Here is a 20,433-nt window from a genome sequence, read left to right on the forward strand (position 1 = left end):
GTAAAGGAGATTCCGATGTACGACCAATCCAAGCTATCCGAGTTGATCCGGTTCGCACGTGTAGATGCGGGCTCCACTGTCATTGACGTCTACCCAGGCGAGGGCGATTGGACGCGTCTGTTCTCCGACTCCGTCGGACCGGAGGGGCGGGTCTACAGCTTCGTGCCGGCCGAAGTCGCCCACTTCAAGAGCGATCCGGTCGGCCGCATGCGGACGCTTGCGGAGGAGCCTGGCCGAGAGAACGTCGAAGCCGTCTCAGCTGACCTCGTCGCGCTGCCGGAAGCCACGCAACCTGCCGATATCGTGTGGCTGCACCTGTTCTACCACGATCTCCACACCGCGCTGATCCAGGCCAGGGGCGCGACGGCGGCCCAGTTCAATCGAGTTGTCCACGAGCGGCTGAAGCCCGGTGGGTTCTACGTTATTGTCGACCACGCCGCCGCCGCAGGGACGGGCACAAGCGACGCCCAGTCGCTGCATCGGATTGAGCCTGCATCCGTCCGCGAGGAGGTGGAGGCGGCCGGCTTCGTGCTGGACGCGGAAAGCACCATACTCGCGAACAAGGATGATGCGCACTCGATCAAGGTGTTCGATCCCTCGATCAAGGGCGAGACCGATCGCTTCGCCTATCGGTTTGTGAAGATCTGACACTGAGCTATCCGCCAACGATGAGGTCGGCGACTTTGACAAGTGCGACGACCGATTGTGGGTTGGTTTCGCAACGACAGCTTACTGCAGACATCGGTTAGAACCGGATCGTAGGCTGTCGGCCCCATCTCAGCCGTTGCCGGCGCAAGCTGATTAGCCCCAGAATTGGATCCAGTGGCCTGGATCCAGCGCCCAATCAATTCCGCCCGTTCAAATGCCGCACCCGCCGCAGCTGCGGAAACAGCCAGGCCCACAGGCCGACAACCGCGATGGCGCCGACACCGCCGACCACCACCGCCGGGACCGTGCCGATCAGCGCCGCCATGGTGCCGGCGCGGAACTCGCCGACCTCGTTGGAAGCGCCGACGAAGACCTGGTTGACGGCGTTGACGCGGCCGCGCAGTTCGTCCGGCGTCCACAGCTGGATCAGCGTCTCCCTGATATAGACGCTGAACATGTCGGTGGCGCCGAGCAAGACGAGTGCTGCGATCGACAGCCAGGTAATGGTCGACAGGCCGAACAGCACGGTGAAGGCGCCGAACGACGCGGCGGCGGCCAGCATGATCATACCCGCATGGTTGCGGAGCGGGTGGCCGGCCAGCCAGATGGCGACGCAGATGGCGCCGATGCTGGGCGCCGAGCGCAGCAAGCCGAGGCCCCAGGGGCCGAGTTGAAGGATGTCGCGCGCATAGACCGGCAGCAGTGCCGAGGCGCCTGACAGAAGTACGGCGAACAGGTCGAGCGAGATGGCGCCGAGCACGATCTTCTCGCTCCAGATGTAGCGGAAGCCGCCAAACAGCGTCTCCATCGTCGGCTTGTCGGTGGCGCTCTGCTGGGTGGGCTTGGGAATGGTGAAGATCAGCAGGCCGGCCACCAGCATCAGCGCGGCGGCGACGGCGTATGCGGCTTCGGCCGAGACGCCATAGAGAAGGCCGCCGGCGACCGGGCCGACAATGGTCGCGGTCTGCCAGGCCGACGAGTTCCAGGCAATTGCGTTGGCGAAATCCTCCGGCGGCACCAGATTGGCGAACAGCGACGACGAGGCCGGTCCGTAAAAAGCGCGCGCCACGCCGAAAAGGGCGAGCACGGCGAAGACCGGCAGCGGGCTGACGAGGCCGCGCAGCGTCAGGAGCAGAAGAACCAGCGCGCAGCCTGCCTCGATCACCGTCGCCAGCGCCATGATCAGGCGGCGACCGAAGCGGTCGGCGACGGCACCGGTGACCAGCACCAGCAGCAGCGACGGCAGGAACTGGACGATGCCGACAATGCCGAGATCGAAGGGATCGCGCGTCAAATCATAGATTTGCCAGCCGACCGCGACGGAAACGATCATGGTGGCGAAGGTGGTGAGGAAGCGCGCTGCCCAGTAGCTGAGGAAGGCGCGATGCCGGAAGGCGGCATAGCGCTGGTCGGGCGGTGTCTGGTCAGGTGTCATGGAGATCGGCCCCGTTGGGATGGCATTGGCCGGCGGGGCACTTCCACGATGGGCGCTGGTCCGGCCAAGGGAACGTTAGCTCAGTTCGCGGCGGGGTGTGCGCTAAAATCGGCGCTGGATCAAGGGATTTTCTGCCCGCGGCCGGTGTTGGCGAGGCTTATACGCTGCTCAGCATCAGGCTGGTTTCGCTGTTGAGGATGCCATCGATTGCCCTGACTTCACGCAGCACACGGTCGAAGTCCGAAAGGCTCGTCGCATGAATCTCGGCGATCAGGTCCCAGGTGCCGTTGGTCGTATGAAGCGAATACAGCTCCGGTATACCGCGCAGCCGCTTGATGATGGTGGTGGTGGATTTGCCGGTGACCTCGACCATCATGATGGCGCGGATGGCCTGATCGTCGACGTCCTGGCGCACGCGGACGGTAAAGCCGAGCACGGCGCCCGACGACAGTAGCCGATCCAGCCGTGCCTGCACGGTTCCGCGCGAAACATCGAGCATGTCGGCGAGCTTTGAAATGGGCGCGCGGCCGTCCTCCCTGAGGACCGAAATCAGCCGGCGATCGATTTCATCGAAGATGTGCATGTCAATGTTGCAAGGTTATGGTGAACATATTGCCCAGTTCCAGCATCAATTTCGAGCACTCTGCAGGTTTCTTGTAAATTTTGCCAGCCCTATGCTCTCGTCTCGTCAGAAATTCCTCTTCCAAGCGGAGCGCATCGATGGTGCAATATGTCGGCACGGCAAACCTGATACGGCTGGTCGATTCGATCGGGGTGGAAGCCTTCATCATCGGCTTGGCCGATTACATCGAGGCCGATTTCCGCCGCTGGGACAGTTTTGAGAAATCCGCGCGCCTGGCCAGCCACTCCGCTGCCGGCGTGATCGAGCTGATGCCTGTCAGCGATGGCGATCTCTACGGGTTCAAATACGTCAACGGCCATCCTGGGAACACGCAGCACGGCCTGCAGACTGTGACCGCCTTCGGCATGATGTCGGATGTGGCGACGGGCTATCCGCGGTTCCTGTCCGAAATGACCATCACCACCGCCTTGCGCACGGCCGCCACTTCGGCGCTGGCGGCCAGATATCTGGCGCGCCGCGACGCCAGGACGATGGCCATCATCGGACTTGGCGCGCAGTCGGAATTCCAGGCGCTGGCGTTCAAGGCGCTTCTGGGCATACGAGACCTGCGTATCTTCGACATCGACCCGGCCGCGACGGAAAAGTTCCGCGCCAACATCGCCGGCCGCGGCTTCGAAATCTTCTGCGCATCCTCCACCGAAGAGGCGGTGCTTGGCGCCGACATCATCACCACGATCACAGCCGACAAGCTGTACGCGACGATCCTCTCGGACAACATGATCGGCGCCGGTGTTCATATCAACGCCGTCGGCGGCGACTGCCCCGGCAAGACCGAACTGCAGCGCGATATCCTGCTGCGCGCCGACGTCTTTGTCGAATTTCCCGAGCAGACCCGCATTGAGGGCGAAATCCAGCAGATGCCGTCGGACTACCCGGTCAATGAACTGTGGCGGGTCATCGCCGGCCACGCGTCCGGCCGATGGAGCGACCGGCAGGTGACGATCTTCGATTCGGTCGGTTTCGCCATCGAGGATTTTTCCGCGCTCCGCTTCCTCATGGACAGGGTGCAAGGCACGGATTTCTTCGTCGACATCGACCTTCTGGCGCAGCCAGCCGATCCGCGTAATCTGTTTGGCCTGCTGTCGGCGTCGGCCGCCGGCGACGCGGTCTCGGCTTGCGCGGCGCAATGACCATGCGTTCCGTTTCCGCACAGGCGCCGCGCGGGGTCGTCATGATCCGCCCGCATCACTTCACCCCCAACGAGGCGACCGCGGCCGACAACGCGTTCCAGAACCGTGACGGAACGCGGACGGACGCCCTGATCAGCGCCGAGGCCTATCAGGAATCGACGCGCATGGCGGCGCGCCTCGAGGCGGCCGGCGTCACCGTCCATCTCTTTGAGGACGAGACCGACGGGCGTCCGGATTCGGTCTTCCCCAACAACTGGTTCTCGACCCATTCCGGCGGCCATATCGCGGTCTATCCGATGTTTTCGCCCAGCCGGCAGGCGGAACGGCGATGGGACATCATCGAGTTCCTCAAGCGGCATTACCGCGTCCAGGACATCATCGACTATTCCGGACTGGAGCAGGATGGTATTTTTCTCGAAGGCATCGGCGCCATGGTGCTCGACCATATCGAGCGCGTCGCCTATGCCGCCCGGTCGAACCGCACCAACGAGGTGGCGCTGGAGCGCTTCTGTACGCATTTCAACTTCGAACCGATGCTGTTCGACGCCTTCGACCGATCCGGGCGGCCGATCTACCACACCAACGTCATGATGTGCCTCGGCACCGAACTCTGCCTCATCGGCCTCGCCAGCATCATGTCGGACCGCCGGCGAGCCGAAGTGCGCGAACGGCTGGAAGCGGGCGGGCGCATTGTCGTCGACCTGACAGCCGAGCAGATCGAGGCGTTCGCCGGCAACGCGCTTGAACTGCAGGGGCGCGACGGCCGCGTGTTGGCGATCTCATCGCGGGCGATGCGGTCGCTTCGTCCCGATCAGGTCGCCGCCATCGAAAACTGCATTGCGCCCATCAGCCTCGACATTCCGACCATAGAACTCGCGGGCGGATCGGTCCGCTGCATGCTGGCGGGAATCCACTTGGCGCAGAGGTGAAGCGGGGCCTGCAGGAAATCTGAACGCGGGGCTCAGGAACGCAGCGCAGCGGAGATAGCCTCGAGGCCGCCTTGCAATTCGGCTTCCTTCGGCCAGCCGAAGCCGACGCGGAAGAAACTTTTCGGCATGTCGAACCAGTGGCCGGGTCCGACATAGGTGCCCTGGTTCTCCAGCAGGTTCACATAGAAGCGGTCGAGGTCGAAACCGGGATCGACCTTGAGCCTGGGGAAGCCGACGACGCCGCCTTCCGGCCGCACCCAGTCGACCAGCGGTTCGCGGTCGATCCAGGCCTGGACGATGTCGCGTCGCCTGGCCATTTCAGGCAGCAGCGCCGCCAGGAAAATGTCGCGGCGTTCGAGCATGCCGCGCGCAATGCCTTCGTCGATGACGCTGCCGCAGATGCCGATCTGCTCCTTGGCGGCGAGGAACTTTTCCTGAAGTGCTACGTCGCGGGTGACCAGCCAGCCGATGCGGATGCCGGGAATGCCAAAAGCTTTCGACAGCGACGAGACGCTGATCGCGCGCGGGCCCAGCGAGGCGGCGGTCGGCAGGCGCGTTCCATAGGAAAGGTCGCGATAGGTTTCGTCGACCAGCAGATGGCAGCCGCTAGCCTCGGCCAGCGCCACCAGCGCGTCGAGATCGGCCTGGCGCATCATCGTGCCGGTCGGGTTGTGCGGACAGGTGACGCTGATCAGCTTTGTATTCGGCCGCATGGCCGCTGTGACGCTGCCGACATCGATGGCAAAACCCTCGTCGAAATTCAGATCGACATAGGAGATGGCGCAGCCGATCGCTTTGGGCGTCTCGATGTTGGTGGCGTAGTTGGGCCTGATGACGACAAGGTGGTCGCGCTCGGACAGAAGCGAGGTCGAGATGATGAACAGCGCGCCCGCCGCACCGGCGGTGACCAGCACATCGTCAGGCGAGATGCCTTCGTCCTGCGCCGCGATCAGGGCGCGCAATTCCTTGTCGCCGCGATGCTCGCCATAGAACAGCGTCAGATCGGGCAGCGACAGGCCGATGTCGGAAAGTTTTTGGTCGCCGATCGAGCTTTCGGAGAGGTTGTAGCGGATACGGTCGTAGCCGTACTCCTCCGGCGCCTCTTTCTCGATCACCATCCTGGCGTAGTTCATGGCGGCACTCCCCCGACATCTGCCGTCGAGGGACCGCCGGCAGAACCACCAGCCTGCTTAGCGAGGATTCTGCTTTCAGCCTAGGCCTTAGCCTTCCTGGCCTGACGCTTGACGGGCGCTGGTTCGGCGGCCTTGCGGCCAAGACCGATCGACTTGGCCAGCGCCGAGCGCGAAGCCGCATAATTGGGGGCGACCATCGGATAGTCGGACGGCAGGCTCCATTTGGTGCGATAGGCCTCCGGCGTCAGTCCGAAATGCACGCCGAGATGACGCTTCAGGGATTTGAACCGTTTGCCGTCTTCGAGGCAGATGATGTAGTCCGGGGTCACCGACTTCTTCGGATTGACCGCGGGGACGAGCGGCGCGGCGACCGGGGTCACCGGTTGTCCGAGCCCGCTGATCGAGGCGCTGACGCTGGCGATAAGGTCGCTCAGGCCGGAAGCTGGCAAGCGGTTCTTCTCGACATAGGCGGACACGATGTGAGCCGTCAGTTCTAGCAGGTCGTCTTTGCTGGTGTTGTTGCTATCGTCGGACAATCTATTTTCTCCATCGGCGGGGGTGGCGGAATTCCTAGTCGGCAAATCTGCACAACGCAATGATTTCGCGCTAAATCACACGTTATTTTGAACGACTATACTAAACTGGACTAATATCAGACGATAAGCGCCTTGTCGCGCCACAGGCGAAAGCCGCCTTCGAAGGCGCGCGTGTTGTCGCCGCGCCTGCTGTCCTCAGGCAATTCGTCGAGTTTGTCGACATTGCCGCCGCCAATGACCACGTAGTCCGGCTGCATGGCGGCGCGAAGCCGATCGACGACGTCGAAGACGTATTTGTGCCACTTCTTCTTGCCGCGCTTTTCAAGGCCGCGTTCGCCGACATAGTCCTCGAAGCTTTTCCCCTTTTTGTAGGGAAGGTGCGCCAGCTCCATCGGCTGGGCGACGTTGTCGACGATCATCGCGGCGCCGAGGCCGGTGCCCAGGCCGAGGAACAGCATGCGTCCGCCTTCATAGCTGCCGATCGCCTGCATCAGCGCGTCATTGACCACTTTTACGGGTTTGCCGAAGGCGGCGGCGAAATCATAGCCGGCCCAGCCCTTGCCGAGATTGGCCGGGTCGATCATCGGCCGGTTGTGGGTCACCGGGCCGGGGTAACCCATCGAGATGACGTCGTAGGGCAGGCCCTCGGCCAATGTCTTCACCGTCGCGATCATCTGCTGCGGCGTCAGTCCCGGTCCGGAATCGGCCCGGCGTTCCTCGCCGCCGGCGCTGGTCAGGATCTTGACGTGCGAGCCGCCAATATCGATCGCCAGCACGACCGGCTCCGTGCCTGCTGCCGGTTGTTTCACCGCTTTGGCCATTGCTTCACCTCCTAGAGCCTGTTCCATCCCGATGGAATCGGAATGGGGCTCTATCTTTTTGTTTAAGCATGATCTTTTCCGAAAACCGGGTCCCACTTTTCGGGATCATGCTCTGGATTACTTTACCGGATCGATCCAACCATTGGGCGGCCCGAACCCGGCCATCACATCGGCCGGTCCCCATGTCCTGGGCTCATAGATATGCGGTGGTGTGGTGTCGCCGAGCACCGGGCCGACGATGCGCCAGGCGAGTTCGCTGGCATCCTGGCGGGTGAACAATTGGCCGTTGCCGTTCATGGCGTCGCCGATCAGCCGCTCATAGGGCGGCATGTCGCTCTTCGAGTCGTCGAGCGCCGTCAGTTCCACCTGCTCGCCGATCATGTCGTCGCCGGGCGCCTTGCGCTGGGCGCCGATGGCGATCACCACCTGCGGATCGATGCGGAAGCGGACATAGTTCTGGTCGGTGGGCTTGATCGGGTCGAAGACATCGAGCGGCGGTCGCTTCAGCCGCACCACCACTTCGGTGACATGCACCGGCATGTTCTTGCCGGCGCGGATGAAGAACGGCACGTCCTGCCAGCGCCAGGTGTCGACGAAGAAGCGGACAGCCGCAAAAGTCTCGACCGGCGAATTCGGCGCCACGCCGGGCTCGGCCAGATAGCCGTTGAACTGGCCGCGCACGACATCGTCTTTGGTCAGCGTGCGGATGGCCCTGAGCACCTGCACCTTCTCGTCGATCAGGTCGTCGGCGGAGCGGCCGACCGGCGGTTCCATGGCGAGCAACAGCAGGATGTTGAGCAGATGGTTTTCGATGACGTCCCGGATAGCGCCGACATCGTCATAGAAGCGGCCACGACCCTCGACGCCGAAATCCTCGGCCATGGTGATCTGGACGCTTTCGACGAAATTGCGGTTCCAGATCGGCTCGAGGAAGGAATTGGCGAAGCGGAAATAGAGCAGGTTCTGGATCGCTTCCTTGCCGAGATAGTGGTCGATGCGGAAGATCGATTGTTCGTCGAAGACCAGATGCAGCACCCGGTTCAGCCAGCGCGCCGATTGCAGATCGTGGCCGAACGGCTTTTCCACCATCAGCCGCGCGCCATGCGCGGTGCCCGACTGCTCCAGCCCCTGGACGACGGTCTCGAACATGGTCGGCGGCACCGCCATGTAGTGCAGCGGCCGCTGCGCCGTGCCGAGCGCGCTTTTCAGCTTCTCGAACGTGGCGCCGTCGCGATAATCGCCGCTGACATAGCGCAGCTGAGCGGCCAGCTTGGCGAAGACCGCGTCATCGATGCTGCCAAGCGCGTCGACGATGCCGTCGCGGGCGCGCGCCTGCAACTGGCCGAGGTCCCAGGGGTCGAAGGCGACGCCGATCACCGGCTCGGTCAGCGTTCCCTTGGCGACCATCTGGTAAAGCGCCGGAAAGATCTTCTTGTGGGCGAGATCGCCGGTGGCGCCGAAAAGCACCAGCGTGTCGGAGCGTTCCTGGCTCATGAGCGTGCCTCCGTTGCCACCGTCACGAGCCGGCCTTCGGCTTTTCGACATGGCCGCCAAAGGCGTAGCGCATGGCGGACAGAAGCTTGTCGGAGAATTCGGATTCGCCTTGCGAGGAGAAGCGGTCGAACAAGGCGGAAGACAGCACCGGCGCCGGCACGCCGGTGTCGATCGCCGCCTTCAGCGTCCAGCGGCCTTCGCCGGAGTCCGAGACCCGGCCGCCGAATTGTGCAAGCGCCGGGTCGCTTTTCAAAGCGCCGGCGGTCAGGTCGAGCAACCAGGAACCGATCACGCTGCCGTGCCGCCAGACCTCGGCCACCTGAGGGAGGTCGATGTCGAACTGATAATATTTCGGATTTTCCAGCGGGCTGGTTTCGGCGTCGGCGGTGCGTTGCCGCTTGCCGGCATTGGCCGACTTCAGGATGTTCATGCCTTCGGCATAGGCGGCCATGACACCATATTCGATGCCGTTGTGGACCATCTTGACGAAATGGCCGGCGCCGCTCGGTCCGCAATGGAGGTAACCGAACGGAGCCGTTCCGGCAGCCTTGTCGGGGGCCGGCGCACCGGCATCGAGGCCCGGCGCCAGCGTGGCAAAGATCGGATCGAGATGGCGCACCGCCTCGTCGGGACCGCCGATCATCAGGCAGTAGCCGCGTTCCAGGCCCCAGACGCCGCCGCTGGTGCCGACATCGACATAGTTGAGGCCCTTGGCCGCCAGCTCAGCCGCCTGGTCGACGGCATCGTGATAGTAGGAATTGCCACCGTCGATGATGATGTCGCCTGGTTCCATCAGCGCTGCCACCTGGTCGGCGATCTTGCCGGTGATCGCCGCCGGCAGCATCAGCCAGGCGCTGCGCGGCTTGGACAGCTTGCCGACGAATTCCTCCATCGAGGCAGCACCGATGGCGCCATCCTTGACCAGTGCGGCGACGCTTGCCGCGTTGATGTCATAGACGACGCATTCATGGCCATCGCGCATCAGGCGGCGCACCATGTTGGCGCCCATCCTGCCCAGTCCCATCATTCCGATCTGCATGGTCTCGTCCTGGTTTCTTGAGGAATCGAAGCTTTACGGGCTGTCCGGCGCGTCTATGCCGACGGAAAAGTCGACATTCTCCCAACGGCCGGTATCGGGCCAGAAAAAAGTGAAGACGATGGTGTCGCGCGGCGGAATACCGCCAACAGGCAGATCCACCAGATGGATGCCAAAGGTATTCTCCGCGGTCTTGCTGTCTTGCACAGTCAGCCATTTGTCGCTTGTCCAGTGGACCACGCCGCGCGCCGGAAGCTCCACGCGCAATAGCTTGCCGGCGGGGATGGTGCGGATCTTGTTGTTGAAGCGCCATGTCCGCAGCGGCGACACGGTCTTGTCCCTGATGTAGCGCTTGACGCCTTGCGGCGGCATGTCGAACACCGCGCCGTCGCTGAGCGAGCGCAGCAGCTTGATGTGCTCGGAATGCGCCCAGACCAGCGGCATGGCGCTGCCCGAAGGTCCGCCGTGGCGCAATTCGCGATCGGCCAAGTCGAGACCATCCCAGACTTGCTCCGGCAGCAGGCCGCCGACCCCGGCGGAGGCCTCGAATGTCTCGAGCAGGCTCGCCGCCCTGCCCCTGCGCCCCGCTGCCAGCTCGTAATGGGCGCGTTCGCCGACCAACAGCGGCCATGGCCGGCCTGTGCCGGTGCCGTCGAAAGGCGCGCCGTCGGCGTGTTCGCCATAGCCGTCACCGGTGTAGCGGTACCAGAGCGGCCCTTGCGGGAGCTCACAGCGCAATTGCGCGTCGATAACCCTGACCGTGTCGACGATGCGGGGATCGTCGGCTGCCCGCAGGCCGAAACGAACAAGCGCCAGCGCGTCCGGGCTGATGATGGCTTCGGCCGGCCTGTCGGTGTCGCCGGGTGGGCGGTTCTTGATCGGGACAAACCCGTCCTTCGGCGATGGCGCGCCGGCATCGTCGGGCGGCGCGATGCGGACATAATAGCCATCGACGCTTTGCTCGGCGCACAAATCCGTGCCGCTGACATAGGTCCAGCGCTCGATCTGGTCGTTCCAGCTGTCGGCGGTTTCACGCAGATAGTTAGCCGGCTCTGTTTTGCCGCAGGCATCGAACATATCGGCAGCGGCGAGCAGTGCGGCGATCTCGACTGCCAGCGTGAACGGGCTGTAGCCGGCATCCTCTTCCCAGCGGTCCTCGCCGGTGACCGGACCGTTGCGCACGACGTAGGAGGCTGCCTTCTTGATCATCGGCATGAAGGAAGTCAGCGCGGCCGGTGGCAAGTGGCCGGCGCGGCGCAGCGCGTCGGCGAGCAGCAGCGGGAAGGCGCATTCGTCCATCTGGATGCCTGGCCAATAGGGTGAGCCGTCGAGCCAGACGTTCTGCGGCCAATGGCCGTCCGGCTGCTGGATGGAGCGGAGATAGGCGAGGGTCTGCAACGCCGCCTCGGCGTCGCCGGCTGCCAGGAAACCGCCCGCGGTTTCCACCAGATCGCGCGGCCAGACCAGATGATAGCCGCCGAGATCGTCGTCACCCTTGCTGAAGCCCCACGGGATGGACAGGCTGGCGACGGCCGCGCCGGGCTTGGCGAGAGACCGGTGCGTTGCCAGAACCGCCGTGCTGACGCGATAGGTGTTGAGGCCGGTTTGGTCATGGCGGTCGAGCGGCAGCAGGCCGGCCTGCCATTTGCGCCACGTCTCGACATAGGCCATGGCGGCAGGCTCAAACCCTTGGCCAAGGCTGGCTGCGGCATGGTCCGCCGCCTCTTGCGGGGTGGCGCCGAAGCCAAGCGCCAGCAAGGCTTTCGGATTTGCGGGGGAAAAGCCGATCTCGCCGGTCAGCGCGACATTGCCGTCCTCGGCTCTTTGCCAAGCCGGATCGAGACGGCCGCTGTGGTTGAGTTGCTGCCAGCCGTCGGAGACACCGACATAGCCGGCCGAGCAGTCTCCCCAGGGCAGCGACGAGGCGAGCGCCAGGCAGACGCCGCGACCCGATGCAAACAGCATCGTTTTTCCATGATGGTCGTCGATCCAGGCAGTGTTGCCCATGCCGGCATTGACGAGATGCGGCGCCAGAAGTGCGTAGACGCGGTGGCCCGCGCCCTTGAGCGGCGTGAAGGTGATCTCCTGCAGCAAAACGGGGCGTTTCGGATCCGTAACGATGCGCTTTTCGATCCGCCAGGCGCCGTCGGCCGCGGTGTTCACCAGCCGGTAGGCCGGCACGCCGTCCTCGAACGGTTCGACCTGGTGTTCGGCGTCGCGCTTTTCCTCGGAGAAATAGCCGCCAGCGCCGGTCACCAGCAGCCCCATGTCGCGCGTGCAGGCGCTGTCGAGGCGCGGATAGTAGACTTCGTTGAGAATGCCGTGGCTGAGTGTGAACCAGACGCGGCTGGCCGGTGAAAGGGCGGCGCCAACGCAGCTCTTGGCGCTCGACGTCCAGCGCGCTGGGATTCCGGGTGCGCCCGGCGCAACTGTTGGCGTCACTGCCATTTTTGCTTTGGTCTCCTGCTTACTCCCTAGACCAGTACGCGAACCCTTTTCAATTGATGCACCGCAAGTTGATCGGCCGCCGCGACGGAGGCGTCGTTGACAGCGCCGGTCACAGGTGCCCACTATTCCCGTTGCAGGGGAGGCCTGACGAAATTCGAGGATTGGCGGCGCGAGAAGCGTCGCGGCTCGCATAGCGTAGTTTGTTCAGGTGTCATGGGAGGGTCTCAAAACGATGTCGGATGTATCTCCCATGCTGATCGATCGGCTGCTGGCCATTTCGCAGGCGCTGGCCGGCCATATCGACCCGGGCTCGGCATTTCGCGCAACCGCCATCGAGATCGGCACGCTCATTCCGCACGATCACGTCGATCTGGCGGTGCTGTCGCAGGATGGGCGCAAGCATGCCTGCTACGAGGCCGGCTTCCACACCAGTTGGAGCGAGCTCGCCCAGCATCCGTTGCCGACCGAGGTCAGCCCGATACGCTCGATCCTGTGGGGCGAGGTGCCCTATCTGCTCTCCGACGACGCGCTGTGCGACCAGCGCTTCCATTTCGACAAGGCGATCGACGGGCCGATCTTCGCCGCCAGGCTGCGCAGCCGCATCGTCGTGCCGCTCAAGGCGCGGGGCGGCATCATTGGCGCCCTCAATATCAGCCGGCATGAGGTCGGCTGCTACACGCTTGCCGATGTCGCGGTGGCCCAGCAATGCGCCGATCTGATCGCGCCCTATATTTTTGCGCTGATCCAGACCGAGGAGGCGCGCCGCGCCATGCTCGCTGAAAGCGAAGCGCACAACCGGGTGGAGCTGCTCAGGGTCGGCGCTTCGCAATTGACGGAAGGCATGGAGCGGGAACGCCGCCGCATGGCCATGGACCTGCATGACCAGACGCTTGGAGACCTTGCCCGCATTGCGCGCCAGGTCTCGGCGTTTCGCAGCCAGGGCGTGGCGCGGGCGGCGCAGCTTGCCGACCTCGAGCAGGAGATCGTCGGCTGCCTTACCGAATTGCGCCACATCGTCGACGATATGCGGCCGAGCGTGCTCGAACTGTTCGGCCTGCGCGATGCCGTCGAAGCGCATCTCAACCGCAGCGTCGCCAGGGCCAAGCCGCCGATTGCCGTGCGCATTGCTGATACCAGCGACGGCAGCGCCGACAGCCTCTCGGAGACGATGCGCACGGCGCTCTACCGGATCGTCCAGGAAGCCATCAACAACGCGGTTCGTCACGCCGCGCCGCACCGCATCGACGTGCTGCTGGATGCGACCGAGAAGGTATTGCGTGTCGTCGTCACCGATGACGGCCAGGGCTGCGGCACGGTCGATCCGGCCGCGCATGGCGGCATCGGCCATATGCATACAAGGGCGGCCCTCATCGGCGCGCGCCTGCGCATCGGCCCGGCCAGCCGCAAGGCGAGTGGGACTCGGGTGGTCATCGAGATCGACCGCCAGCCCTTGCAAGGCAAGGCGGCCATGCCGCCTGCTGTAGCGGCTGAACACCGCGTTGTGTCGGAGGCACTATGATGCTGGTCATGATCGCCGAGAATGACGGGCTGCACCGCACATTCGCGCGGCAAACCGTCGAGCAATTATGGCCCGGCGACGTCGAGGTGATCGAGGCCGGCGACGGCGAGGACGCCATCAATCTGGCGGCCGAGCGCCAGCCGGCGCATGTCGTGCTCGACCTGCAACTGCCCAAGGCGACGGGGATCGAGGTTGCCCGCTCGATCTGGAGCCGTTCCGCCGGCACCCATATCCTGTTCTGGTCGAATTTCGCCGACGAAGCCTATGTCCGAGGGGTGGCGCGCATCGTGCCGCCCGGTTCGGTCTATGGCTATGTGCTGAAATCGGCGACGGAAGAGGGCATGCGCTCGGCCTTGCGCGGCGTTTTCCGCGAAGGCCACTGCATCATCGACCGCGAGATCCGCGGCATCCAGCACCGCGTCCAGGATCGCTTTGAAGGCATCACCGATGGCGAGTATGAAAGCCTGATCGATATCGCGCTCGGCCTCACCGACCGGGCCATTGCGTCGCGTCGGGGGCTGTCGATCCGCGGCGCGCAGAGCCGCATCAAGCATGTCTACGAAAAGCTTGGCATCGTGCCGGTCGAGGACGGTGCCAGCGATGCCTCGGTCTTCAACTCGCGCACGCGGGCGATCTATCTCGCCATGGCGAGGGGGCTGATCAATGTCGATGCGTTGCGCCGCGAACAGGACCGCCTCGACGCCTGGCTGGCCAACGCGGCACCGCCGCAGGGCCATTGATCCCGTAGAAAATCATCGGATCTGGCTGTGACTGTGCAAACACACAGTCGTTGCTGCGGGTAGGCCGGTATCGCTCCTGCGGAGCGACGACTAACCTCACCCCAACAACAAGAAGATATACGGGAAACGCTTATGCCATTCGCCAGCATATGGATGCTCCTGGGCGAACCGAAGAGCCAATGATGGCTGCGTCGGTGGGTGCCCGCCATTCCGGTTTCGGCGACGTTGTCGGCAACGCGGCCATGGAAAGGCTGGCGAGCGGCTTCGGCTTCATCGAAGGGCCGGTGTGGCACCCCTACGAGAAATGGCTGGTGTTCAGCGATATTCCGGAAAGCCGCATGTATCGGCGGAGCCCCTCGGGTGAGGTCGAACTGTTCCGGGAGCCGAGCCACAAGGCCAATGGCAACACGCTCGATCGCCAGGGCCGGCTGGTCACCTGCGAGCATGCGACAAGCCGCGTCACCCGCGCCGAACCGAACGGCGGCACGACGGTGCTGGCCACGCATCACGGCGACAAGCAACTCAACAGCCCCAACGACATCGTCGTCGCCACCAGCGGGTCGATCTACTTCACCGATCCGGGTTTTGGCCGGATGGAGTTTTACGGCGTGCCAAGGCCCCAGGAACTGCCCTTCCAGGGCGTCTACCGGATCGACGGCGACGGCGCCCGGCTGACGCTGGTTGCCGAGGATTTCGCCCAGCCGAACGGGCTGTGCTTCTCGCTCGACGAGTCGCGGCTGTTCATCAACGACACCGAGCGCGGCCATATCAGGGTGTTCGGGGTCGAAGCGAATGGCGATCTGAACGGCGGCGCCGTATGGGCCGCGACCGAAGGTGCGGAGCCGGGAGCGCCAGACGGCATGAAGATCGACAGCCGCGGCAATCTCTACTGCACCGGTCCCGGCGGTATCCATGTCTTCGATGCCTCGGGCGACATTCTGGGTGTCATCGCGACGCCGGAAGAGTGTGCGAATTTCACCTTCGGCGACGAGGATCTGAAGAGCCTCTACATCGCCGCGTCGACGTCGCTTTACCGGCTAAGGGTTCGTGTGCCGGGGTTGAGACTGTTTTGAGTCCGGGATCATCCGTGCTCAAATCGGAACGGGAGGTCCGCCGGCCTGAAAGCCGGTGGCAAGTGCAGCAGTCAACATCACATGGGAGGACTATGACATGAAGAAACTACTGGTCTTGAGTACCCTGGCGGCCATGCTGGCCTCAGGTACGGCGCTTGCAGACACCAGTGGCAAGAAGATCGCCTTCTCCAACAATTATGCCGGCAATTCGTGGCGGCAGGCGATGCTCGACAGCTATGGCATCGTCACCAAGAAGGCGGTCGCCGACAAGGTGGTCGGCGCGGCCGACATCTTCACCACCGCCGACAAGGAAGTGCCGACCCAGGCGGCCCAGGTGCAGAACCTGATCCTGCAGGGCTATGACGCCATCGTCATCAACGCGGCATCGCCGGATGCGCTCAACGGCGCCATCAAGCAGGCTTGCGATGCCGGCATCACCGTCGTCTCGTTCGACGGCACCGTCACCGAACCTTGCGCCTACCGCGTCGTCGTCGACTTCAAGGACATGGGCAAGCAGGAAGTCGAGCAGATGGCCAAGTTCCAGCCCAAGGGCGGCAATCTCCTGGAAATCCGTGGCCTTGCCGGCACCTCGATCGATGATGCCATCCATGCCGGCATCCTCGAAGGCGTCGCTGCCCATCCCGAGTTCAAGATCGTCGGTTCGGTAACCGGCGACTGGGACCAGACCACGGCGCAGAAGGCTGTCGCGACCATCCTGCCGTCGCTGCCGGATGTCGTCGGCATCGTCGACCAGGGCGGTGACGGCTATGGCGCCGCACAGGCCTTCGCCGCCGCCGGCAAGCCGCGCCCGACCATCATCATGGGCAATCGCCAGGACGAACTGCAGTGGTGGAAAGAGCAGAAGGACAAGGACGGCTACCAGACATGGTCGGCGTCGATCGCGCCCGGCGTATCGTCACTCGCCTTCTGGGTGGCACAGCAGGTGCTCGACGGCCGCACCGACATCCCGCACGATCTCTTGGTGCCGTATCTCGCCTTCACCCAGGACGATTTCGAGGCCGAGCTGCCAAAAATCGTCAAGGGCGGCGTCGCCAGCCACGAATACACGCAGGAAGATGCCATCGCGGCCATCAAAGCCAACATCAAGTGATGGCTGACCTGTTGCCGCTGGCATCGCCGACCGGATATCGTTGAGTATGCCTGAGGTCAACGCAGACATCGTCAGACTGGACGGCGCCGAAAAACATCTCGGCGCCGCCAAATTGGATATAGTCAGACTGAACGGGGCCGAAAAACATTTCGGCGCCGTTCGGGCGCTCAACGGCGTCGACTTCCACGTTGTATCAGGCGAGTGCGTCGGCCTGGTCGGCCACAATGGCGCGGGCAAATCGACGCTGATGCATATGGTGTCGGGCACAATGGTGCCCGACAGCGGCCAGATCGCCGTGCGCGGCGGCATCGAGGACCACTATTCGGTGCCGCGCGCGCAAAAGCTCGGCATACGCTGCGTGTTCCAGGAATTGTCGCTGTGCCCCAACCTCAGCGTCGCCGAGAACACCCGCATCAATCACCCGTCGCTGCGCGGTTTTGGCTGGCGGCGCAAGGCGGCTGATCTCATCGCCGCCAAGCTCGACGAGATCTTTCCGGGCCACAGCATTTCGGCGGCCGACATTGCCGGCGACCTTTCGATCGGCCGGCGCCAGATGGTCGAAGTGGCGCGCGCCTTCACGGTGACGCAGGATCCGCTCGAACTGGTCATCCTCGACGAGCCGACATCCTCGCTCGACGCGCACACCGCCGGTCAGTTGCTGGCCTTCGTGCGCCGCTTCGTGGCTGGTGGCGGCAGCTGCATCCTGATCTCGCATGTGCTGGGCGAGGTGCTGAACAATGCCGACCGCATTGTGGTGATGCGCGACGGCAAGGTCGTCGCCGCCGATGCGGCCAAGGCTTTCGACCGCGAAAAACTGGTGACGGCGATGGGTGGCGCGGAAGTGCGTGAGAAGATCGCGGCCGAGGTGGCGGCCAAACCGGCGGCCGGGCCGCTGCGGGTCCGGGCCCGTCCGGCACGGCAGGAGGACGGCAAGGAACTCGTCGCGCATGCAGGCGAGATCATCGGGCTGGCCGGACTTGCCGGCCACGGACAGACGGATCTGTTGCTGGCGATCTTTGCCGCTGCCCAGCGCGCCAGGACGGGCATCGAGGTGACCGCGCCGGTGGCGCTGGTGGCCGGCGACCGCCAGTCGGATGGGATTTTCCCGCAATGGTCGATCTCGGAGAACATCGGCATCCGCTCGCTGGCGCGCTTGCGCAACGGCTTGCTGATCTCGCCGCAACGCGAGGCCGAGCTCGCGGCGTTCTGGCAAAAGAAGATCGGCATCCGCACGCCGGATATGAACAACAACATTTTTTCGCTGTCCGGCGGCAACCAGCAGAAAGCCCTGTTCGCGCGGGCGCTCGGCTCCGACGCCAAGATCGTGCTGATGGATGATCCGATGCGCGGCGTCGACATCGGCACCAAGCTCGAAGTCTATGACCTCGTGCGCGAAGAGGCGCGTCTCGGCCGCACCTTCCTCTGGTACACCACCGAAACCGAAGAGCTCGACAATTGCGACCACATCTATGTCTTCAAGAACGGCCGCATCGTCGCCAACCTTCGGCGCGACGAATTGACGGAGGAAAAGATCATCCAGTCCTCGTTCGGCGACGCGGCCTGAGATGACGACAGCAACCGTCGAGACCGCCCCAAAAGGTTCTGCCGAACGCAGCGCACTGGCGCGCGCGCGGCTGCTGCGCGGCCTGCTGCCGGCGCTGTCTCTGGTGCTGGTGCTGCTGGCCATCGCTTGGCTCAACCCGCGCGCCATCAGCTATTTCGGCTTCAGCCTGATGCTCAACCTGGCGATCCCGATTGCGCTGGCGACGATCGCGCAGATGTTCGTCATCGCAGGCAATGAGCTCGATCTGTCGATCGGCACCTTTGTCGGTTTCGTCGGCTGCGTCACCGCGACATGGCTGAAGGATGCGCCGCTCACCGGCATCGTCATCCTGCTCGGCTCGATCGGCGTCTACGCCCTGCTCGGCGCGCTGATCCATCTGCGCAATCTGCCGTCGATCGTGGTGACGCTGGGCATGAGCTTCGTCTGGCAGGGCCTTGCCATCCTCATCCTGCCAAAGCCCGGCGGCAAGGCGCCGGACTGGCTGCTGTCGCTGATGGCGTTCAAGCCGCCGTTCATTCCGTTTCCGATCATCGCCGCGCTGCTGATCGCAGCGGTCGTCCATTTCGGCCTGATGCGCACGTCCTATGGCGTCATCCTGCGCGGATCCGGCGGCAATCCTGCTGCACTTGGGCGCGCCGGCTGGTCGCTCCTGCGAACCAAGATCGTGCTGTTTGCACTGACCGGCCTGTTCGGCGTGCTCTCGGGCATGGCGCTGATCGGCATCACAACCTCGGCCGATGCCAATATCGGCAATGGCTACACGCTGCTGTCGATCGCCGGCGTCATCCTCGGCGGCGGCGAATTCGTCGGCGGCAGGGTGTCGCCGATCGGCGCGGTGCTCGGTGCGCTGACGCTGGCGCTCGCCGCCTCGCCGCTGCTCACCTTCATGCACATTCCGCCCGATTGGCAGGTGGCCGCCAACGGCGCCATCCTCATCATCGTGCTGGCGGCCCGGGTGCTGATCAGCCGCAAGGAGAGGTGAGATGGCCTCGTTGCGGACAATGCTGGCCAAACCCTGGATCTGGTCGTTTCTCGGCGCACTGCTGGTGTGGCTGGCAACCATCGCCTTCACCGGCGGCTATGGCGGCGGCGGCATGATCACGGCGGCCCTGTCGCTTGCCGTCTTCACCGTCATCGTCGGCGTCGGCCAGATGTTTGTCATCACGCTCGGACCGGGCAATGTCGACCTGTCGCTGCCGGCCAATATCGGTCTGGCCAGCGCGGTCGCGATGAAAGTGATGGACGGCAATGATTCGATGATCGCGGTCGGGCTGCTGGCGGCGCTCGCCTGCGGAATGGCGATCGGCGCCGCCAATTATCTGCTGATCTGGGCGCTGCGCATTCCGCCGATCATCGCCACTTTGTCGGCGAGCTTCATCATCCAGTCGATCGACATCAGCTATGGGCGCGGGCTGCAGATCAAGCCGCCGCCAGGCTTCGCCGATTTCGCCAACTGGCAGGTCCTTGGCATTCCGGTGCTGGCGATCCTCACCGTGCTGTTCACCATAGGTGCTGCCATCGCGTTGCAACGCATGATCTACGGCCGCTCGGTGCTGGCGATCGGCCAGAACATCCGTGCCGCATGGTTGGCCGGCGTCAATGTCGGCCGCATCCGCTTCCTCACCTACACGCTGTCGGGCGCGCTCGGCGGCATCGACGGGGCGCTGCTGGCCGGCTATTTCCGCGGCGCCAATGTCGATATCGGCAACGAGTATCTCTTGGCCTCGATCGCCGTCGTCGTCATCGGCGGCACCTCGGTGGCGGGCGGCAAGGCCAATGTGCCGGGCGTCTGGGGGGCGGCACTATTCTTGGTGCTGCTTCTCACCATGCTCAACACATTCGGCGTCAGCGCCGGCGTTCGACTGTTGCTGACCGGGCTGATCATCGTCGGCGTCATCACCGTGGCGGGCGGGCAGAAAGCGCTGCGCTAGAGCGGGATGAATCTAGGTTGGCGCATAGCCTGCCTCTGTGAAGTAATTTCTGCATTCGGTTGAAGAGACGGTGCCGAGGATTTGGCCGATGGCGTCACAGACGGTTTCGACGGTACGCTTGGCAGCCTTACGGAGCCAATGCTTTAGCTTTGCAAAGAGCTTCTCGATGGGGTTCAGGTCAGGCGAGTATTTGGGCAGCAAGAACAGCCTGGCGCCGGCCGAGCGGATGGCGCGGCGCACGG

Annotated in this window: 19 protein-coding genes; 10 read left to right on the forward strand and 9 right to left on the reverse strand. The window is 64.0% G+C overall.

What is annotated here, in order from left to right:
• Positions 1-15: 15 nt before the first annotated feature.
• Positions 16-648: a class I SAM-dependent methyltransferase gene (locus AC1DVW_RS27335; protein WP_477248773.1), complete on the forward strand. Its 633-nt coding sequence runs from the start codon at positions 16-18 to the stop codon at positions 646-648.
• 196 nt (positions 649-844) lie between these two features.
• On the opposite strand, the gene AC1DVW_RS27340 is transcribed toward AC1DVW_RS27335, so the two are convergent.
• Both AC1DVW_RS27340 and AC1DVW_RS27345 read right to left on the reverse strand, forming a co-directional pair.
• Positions 845-2,083: an MFS transporter gene (locus AC1DVW_RS27340; protein ID WP_477270404.1), complete on the reverse strand. Its 1,239-nt coding sequence runs from the start codon at positions 2,081-2,083 to the stop codon at positions 845-847.
• 157 nt (positions 2,084-2,240) lie between these two features.
• Entirely contained in the window at positions 2,241-2,666 is a 426-nt protein-coding gene (locus AC1DVW_RS27345; RefSeq protein ID WP_477327232.1) for an Lrp/AsnC family transcriptional regulator, read from the reverse strand.
• 137 nt (positions 2,667-2,803) lie between these two features.
• Here AC1DVW_RS27345 and AC1DVW_RS27350 point away from each other — a divergent pair, with 137 nt between their 5' ends.
• Both AC1DVW_RS27350 and ctlX read left to right on the forward strand, forming a co-directional pair.
• Positions 2,804-3,856 carry an ornithine cyclodeaminase gene (locus AC1DVW_RS27350; RefSeq protein WP_477327234.1) on the forward strand — a complete coding sequence of 351 codons (1,053 nt, stop codon included), beginning with the start codon at positions 2,804-2,806 and terminating at the stop codon, positions 3,854-3,856.
• A gap of 2 nt (positions 3,857-3,858) precedes the next feature.
• The gene (ctlX, locus tag AC1DVW_RS27355; RefSeq protein WP_477327236.1) at positions 3,859-4,785 is read left to right on the forward strand and encodes a citrulline utilization hydrolase CtlX; all 927 of its coding nucleotides are present in this window, start codon (positions 3,859-3,861) and stop codon (positions 4,783-4,785) included.
• A 32-nt stretch (positions 4,786-4,817) separates the two neighbouring features.
• Here the strand turns inward: ctlX and AC1DVW_RS27360 are convergent, their stop codons facing one another.
• The 6 genes from AC1DVW_RS27360 to AC1DVW_RS27385 all read right to left on the reverse strand — a co-directional run bounded on the left by AC1DVW_RS27360 (position 4,818) and on the right by AC1DVW_RS27385 (position 12,253).
• Complete coding sequence (locus AC1DVW_RS27360; RefSeq protein ID WP_477327238.1) at positions 4,818-5,918, reverse strand: aminotransferase class I/II-fold pyridoxal phosphate-dependent enzyme; 1,101 nt, start codon at positions 5,916-5,918, stop codon at positions 4,818-4,820.
• Positions 5,919-5,998: 80 nt separating this feature from the next.
• Entirely contained in the window at positions 5,999-6,454 is a 456-nt protein-coding gene (locus AC1DVW_RS27365) for a Ros/MucR family transcriptional regulator (RefSeq protein WP_477248779.1), read from the reverse strand.
• 116 nt (positions 6,455-6,570) lie between these two features.
• Positions 6,571-7,275: an ROK family protein gene (locus AC1DVW_RS27370; RefSeq protein WP_477248780.1), complete on the reverse strand. Its 705-nt coding sequence runs from the start codon at positions 7,273-7,275 to the stop codon at positions 6,571-6,573.
• A gap of 117 nt (positions 7,276-7,392) precedes the next feature.
• Complete coding sequence (gene zwf, locus AC1DVW_RS27375; protein ID WP_477327240.1) at positions 7,393-8,769, reverse strand: glucose-6-phosphate dehydrogenase; 1,377 nt, start codon at positions 8,767-8,769, stop codon at positions 7,393-7,395.
• Between the two features lie 22 nt (positions 8,770-8,791).
• On the reverse strand, positions 8,792-9,808 hold the full coding sequence (gene gnd / locus AC1DVW_RS27380; protein ID WP_477327242.1) for a phosphogluconate dehydrogenase (NAD(+)-dependent, decarboxylating): 1,017 nt from the start codon (positions 9,806-9,808) through the stop codon (positions 8,792-8,794).
• Between the two features lie 33 nt (positions 9,809-9,841).
• Positions 9,842-12,253, reverse strand: a complete 2,412-nt coding sequence (locus AC1DVW_RS27385; RefSeq protein WP_477327244.1) for a glucan 1,4-alpha-glucosidase — start codon at positions 12,251-12,253, stop codon at positions 9,842-9,844.
• 232 nt (positions 12,254-12,485) lie between these two features.
• On the opposite strand from AC1DVW_RS27385, the gene AC1DVW_RS27390 reads away from it, so the two are divergent.
• From AC1DVW_RS27390 to AC1DVW_RS27420, 7 genes are all read left to right on the forward strand, one after another.
• Positions 12,486-13,772, forward strand: a complete 1,287-nt coding sequence (locus tag AC1DVW_RS27390; protein ID WP_477327246.1) for a sensor histidine kinase — start codon at positions 12,486-12,488, stop codon at positions 13,770-13,772.
• Entirely contained in the window at positions 13,772-14,512 is a 741-nt protein-coding gene (locus AC1DVW_RS27395; RefSeq protein ID WP_477248785.1) for a response regulator transcription factor, read from the forward strand. The genes AC1DVW_RS27390 and AC1DVW_RS27395 overlap by 1 nt, the downstream gene beginning before the upstream one ends.
• Positions 14,513-14,694: 182 nt before the next feature.
• Positions 14,695-15,585, forward strand: a complete 891-nt coding sequence (locus tag AC1DVW_RS27400) for an SMP-30/gluconolactonase/LRE family protein (RefSeq protein WP_477327248.1) — start codon at positions 14,695-14,697, stop codon at positions 15,583-15,585.
• Positions 15,586-15,682: 97 nt separating this feature from the next.
• Positions 15,683-16,696, forward strand: coding sequence for a substrate-binding domain-containing protein (locus AC1DVW_RS27405; protein WP_477248787.1), 1,014 nt, complete (start codon positions 15,683-15,685; stop codon positions 16,694-16,696).
• Positions 16,697-16,742: 46 nt separating this feature from the next.
• Complete coding sequence (locus AC1DVW_RS27410; protein WP_477270420.1) at positions 16,743-18,260, forward strand: ATP-binding cassette domain-containing protein; 1,518 nt, start codon at positions 16,743-16,745, stop codon at positions 18,258-18,260.
• Position 18,261: 1 nt separating this feature from the next.
• Positions 18,262-19,242 carry an ABC transporter permease gene (locus tag AC1DVW_RS27415; RefSeq protein ID WP_477327250.1) on the forward strand — a complete coding sequence of 327 codons (981 nt, stop codon included), beginning with the start codon at positions 18,262-18,264 and terminating at the stop codon, positions 19,240-19,242.
• A 1-nt stretch (position 19,243) separates the two neighbouring features.
• A complete protein-coding gene (locus AC1DVW_RS27420; RefSeq protein ID WP_477327252.1) occupies positions 19,244-20,191 on the forward strand; it encodes an ABC transporter permease in 948 nt (315 codons plus the stop codon).
• 12 nt (positions 20,192-20,203) lie between these two features.
• On the opposite strand, the gene AC1DVW_RS27425 is transcribed toward AC1DVW_RS27420, so the two are convergent.
• A partial coding sequence (locus AC1DVW_RS27425; protein ID WP_477324963.1) for a transposase occupies positions 20,204-20,433 on the reverse strand: 230 nt, incomplete at its 5' end.

It is taken from the genome of Mesorhizobium sp. P3_B5, from assembly GCF_056402815.1.

What these genes read in the sequence shown, in the direction of transcription:
- AC1DVW_RS27335 (WP_477248773.1), top strand. Translation starts at nt 16, where the DNA reads ATGTACGACCAATCCAAGCTATCCGAGTTGATCCGGTTCGCACGTGTA.
- AC1DVW_RS27340 (WP_477270404.1), bottom strand. Translation starts at nt 2,083, where the DNA reads ATGACACCTGACCAGACACCGCCCGACCAGCGCTATGCCGCCTTCCGG.
- AC1DVW_RS27345 (WP_477327232.1), bottom strand. Translation starts at nt 2,666, where the DNA reads ATGCACATCTTCGATGAAATCGATCGCCGGCTGATTTCGGTCCTCAGG.
- AC1DVW_RS27350 (WP_477327234.1), top strand. Translation starts at nt 2,804, where the DNA reads ATGGTGCAATATGTCGGCACGGCAAACCTGATACGGCTGGTCGATTCG.
- ctlX (WP_477327236.1), top strand. Translation starts at nt 3,859, where the DNA reads ATGCGTTCCGTTTCCGCACAGGCGCCGCGCGGGGTCGTCATGATCCGC.
- AC1DVW_RS27360 (WP_477327238.1), bottom strand. Translation starts at nt 5,918, where the DNA reads ATGAACTACGCCAGGATGGTGATCGAGAAAGAGGCGCCGGAGGAGTAC.
- AC1DVW_RS27370 (WP_477248780.1), bottom strand. Translation starts at nt 7,275, where the DNA reads ATGGCCAAAGCGGTGAAACAACCGGCAGCAGGCACGGAGCCGGTCGTG.
- zwf (WP_477327240.1), bottom strand. Translation starts at nt 8,769, where the DNA reads ATGAGCCAGGAACGCTCCGACACGCTGGTGCTTTTCGGCGCCACCGGC.
- gnd (WP_477327242.1), bottom strand. Translation starts at nt 9,808, where the DNA reads ATGCAGATCGGAATGATGGGACTGGGCAGGATGGGCGCCAACATGGTG.
- AC1DVW_RS27385 (WP_477327244.1), bottom strand. Translation starts at nt 12,253, where the DNA reads ATGGCAGTGACGCCAACAGTTGCGCCGGGCGCACCCGGAATCCCAGCG.
- AC1DVW_RS27390 (WP_477327246.1), top strand. Translation starts at nt 12,486, where the DNA reads ATGTCGGATGTATCTCCCATGCTGATCGATCGGCTGCTGGCCATTTCG.
- AC1DVW_RS27395 (WP_477248785.1), top strand. Translation starts at nt 13,772, where the DNA reads ATGCTGGTCATGATCGCCGAGAATGACGGGCTGCACCGCACATTCGCG.
- AC1DVW_RS27400 (WP_477327248.1), top strand. Translation starts at nt 14,695, where the DNA reads ATGGCTGCGTCGGTGGGTGCCCGCCATTCCGGTTTCGGCGACGTTGTC.
- AC1DVW_RS27405 (WP_477248787.1), top strand. Translation starts at nt 15,683, where the DNA reads ATGAAGAAACTACTGGTCTTGAGTACCCTGGCGGCCATGCTGGCCTCA.
- AC1DVW_RS27410 (WP_477270420.1), top strand. Translation starts at nt 16,743, where the DNA reads ATGCCTGAGGTCAACGCAGACATCGTCAGACTGGACGGCGCCGAAAAA.
- AC1DVW_RS27415 (WP_477327250.1), top strand. Translation starts at nt 18,262, where the DNA reads ATGACGACAGCAACCGTCGAGACCGCCCCAAAAGGTTCTGCCGAACGC.
- AC1DVW_RS27420 (WP_477327252.1), top strand. Translation starts at nt 19,244, where the DNA reads ATGGCCTCGTTGCGGACAATGCTGGCCAAACCCTGGATCTGGTCGTTT.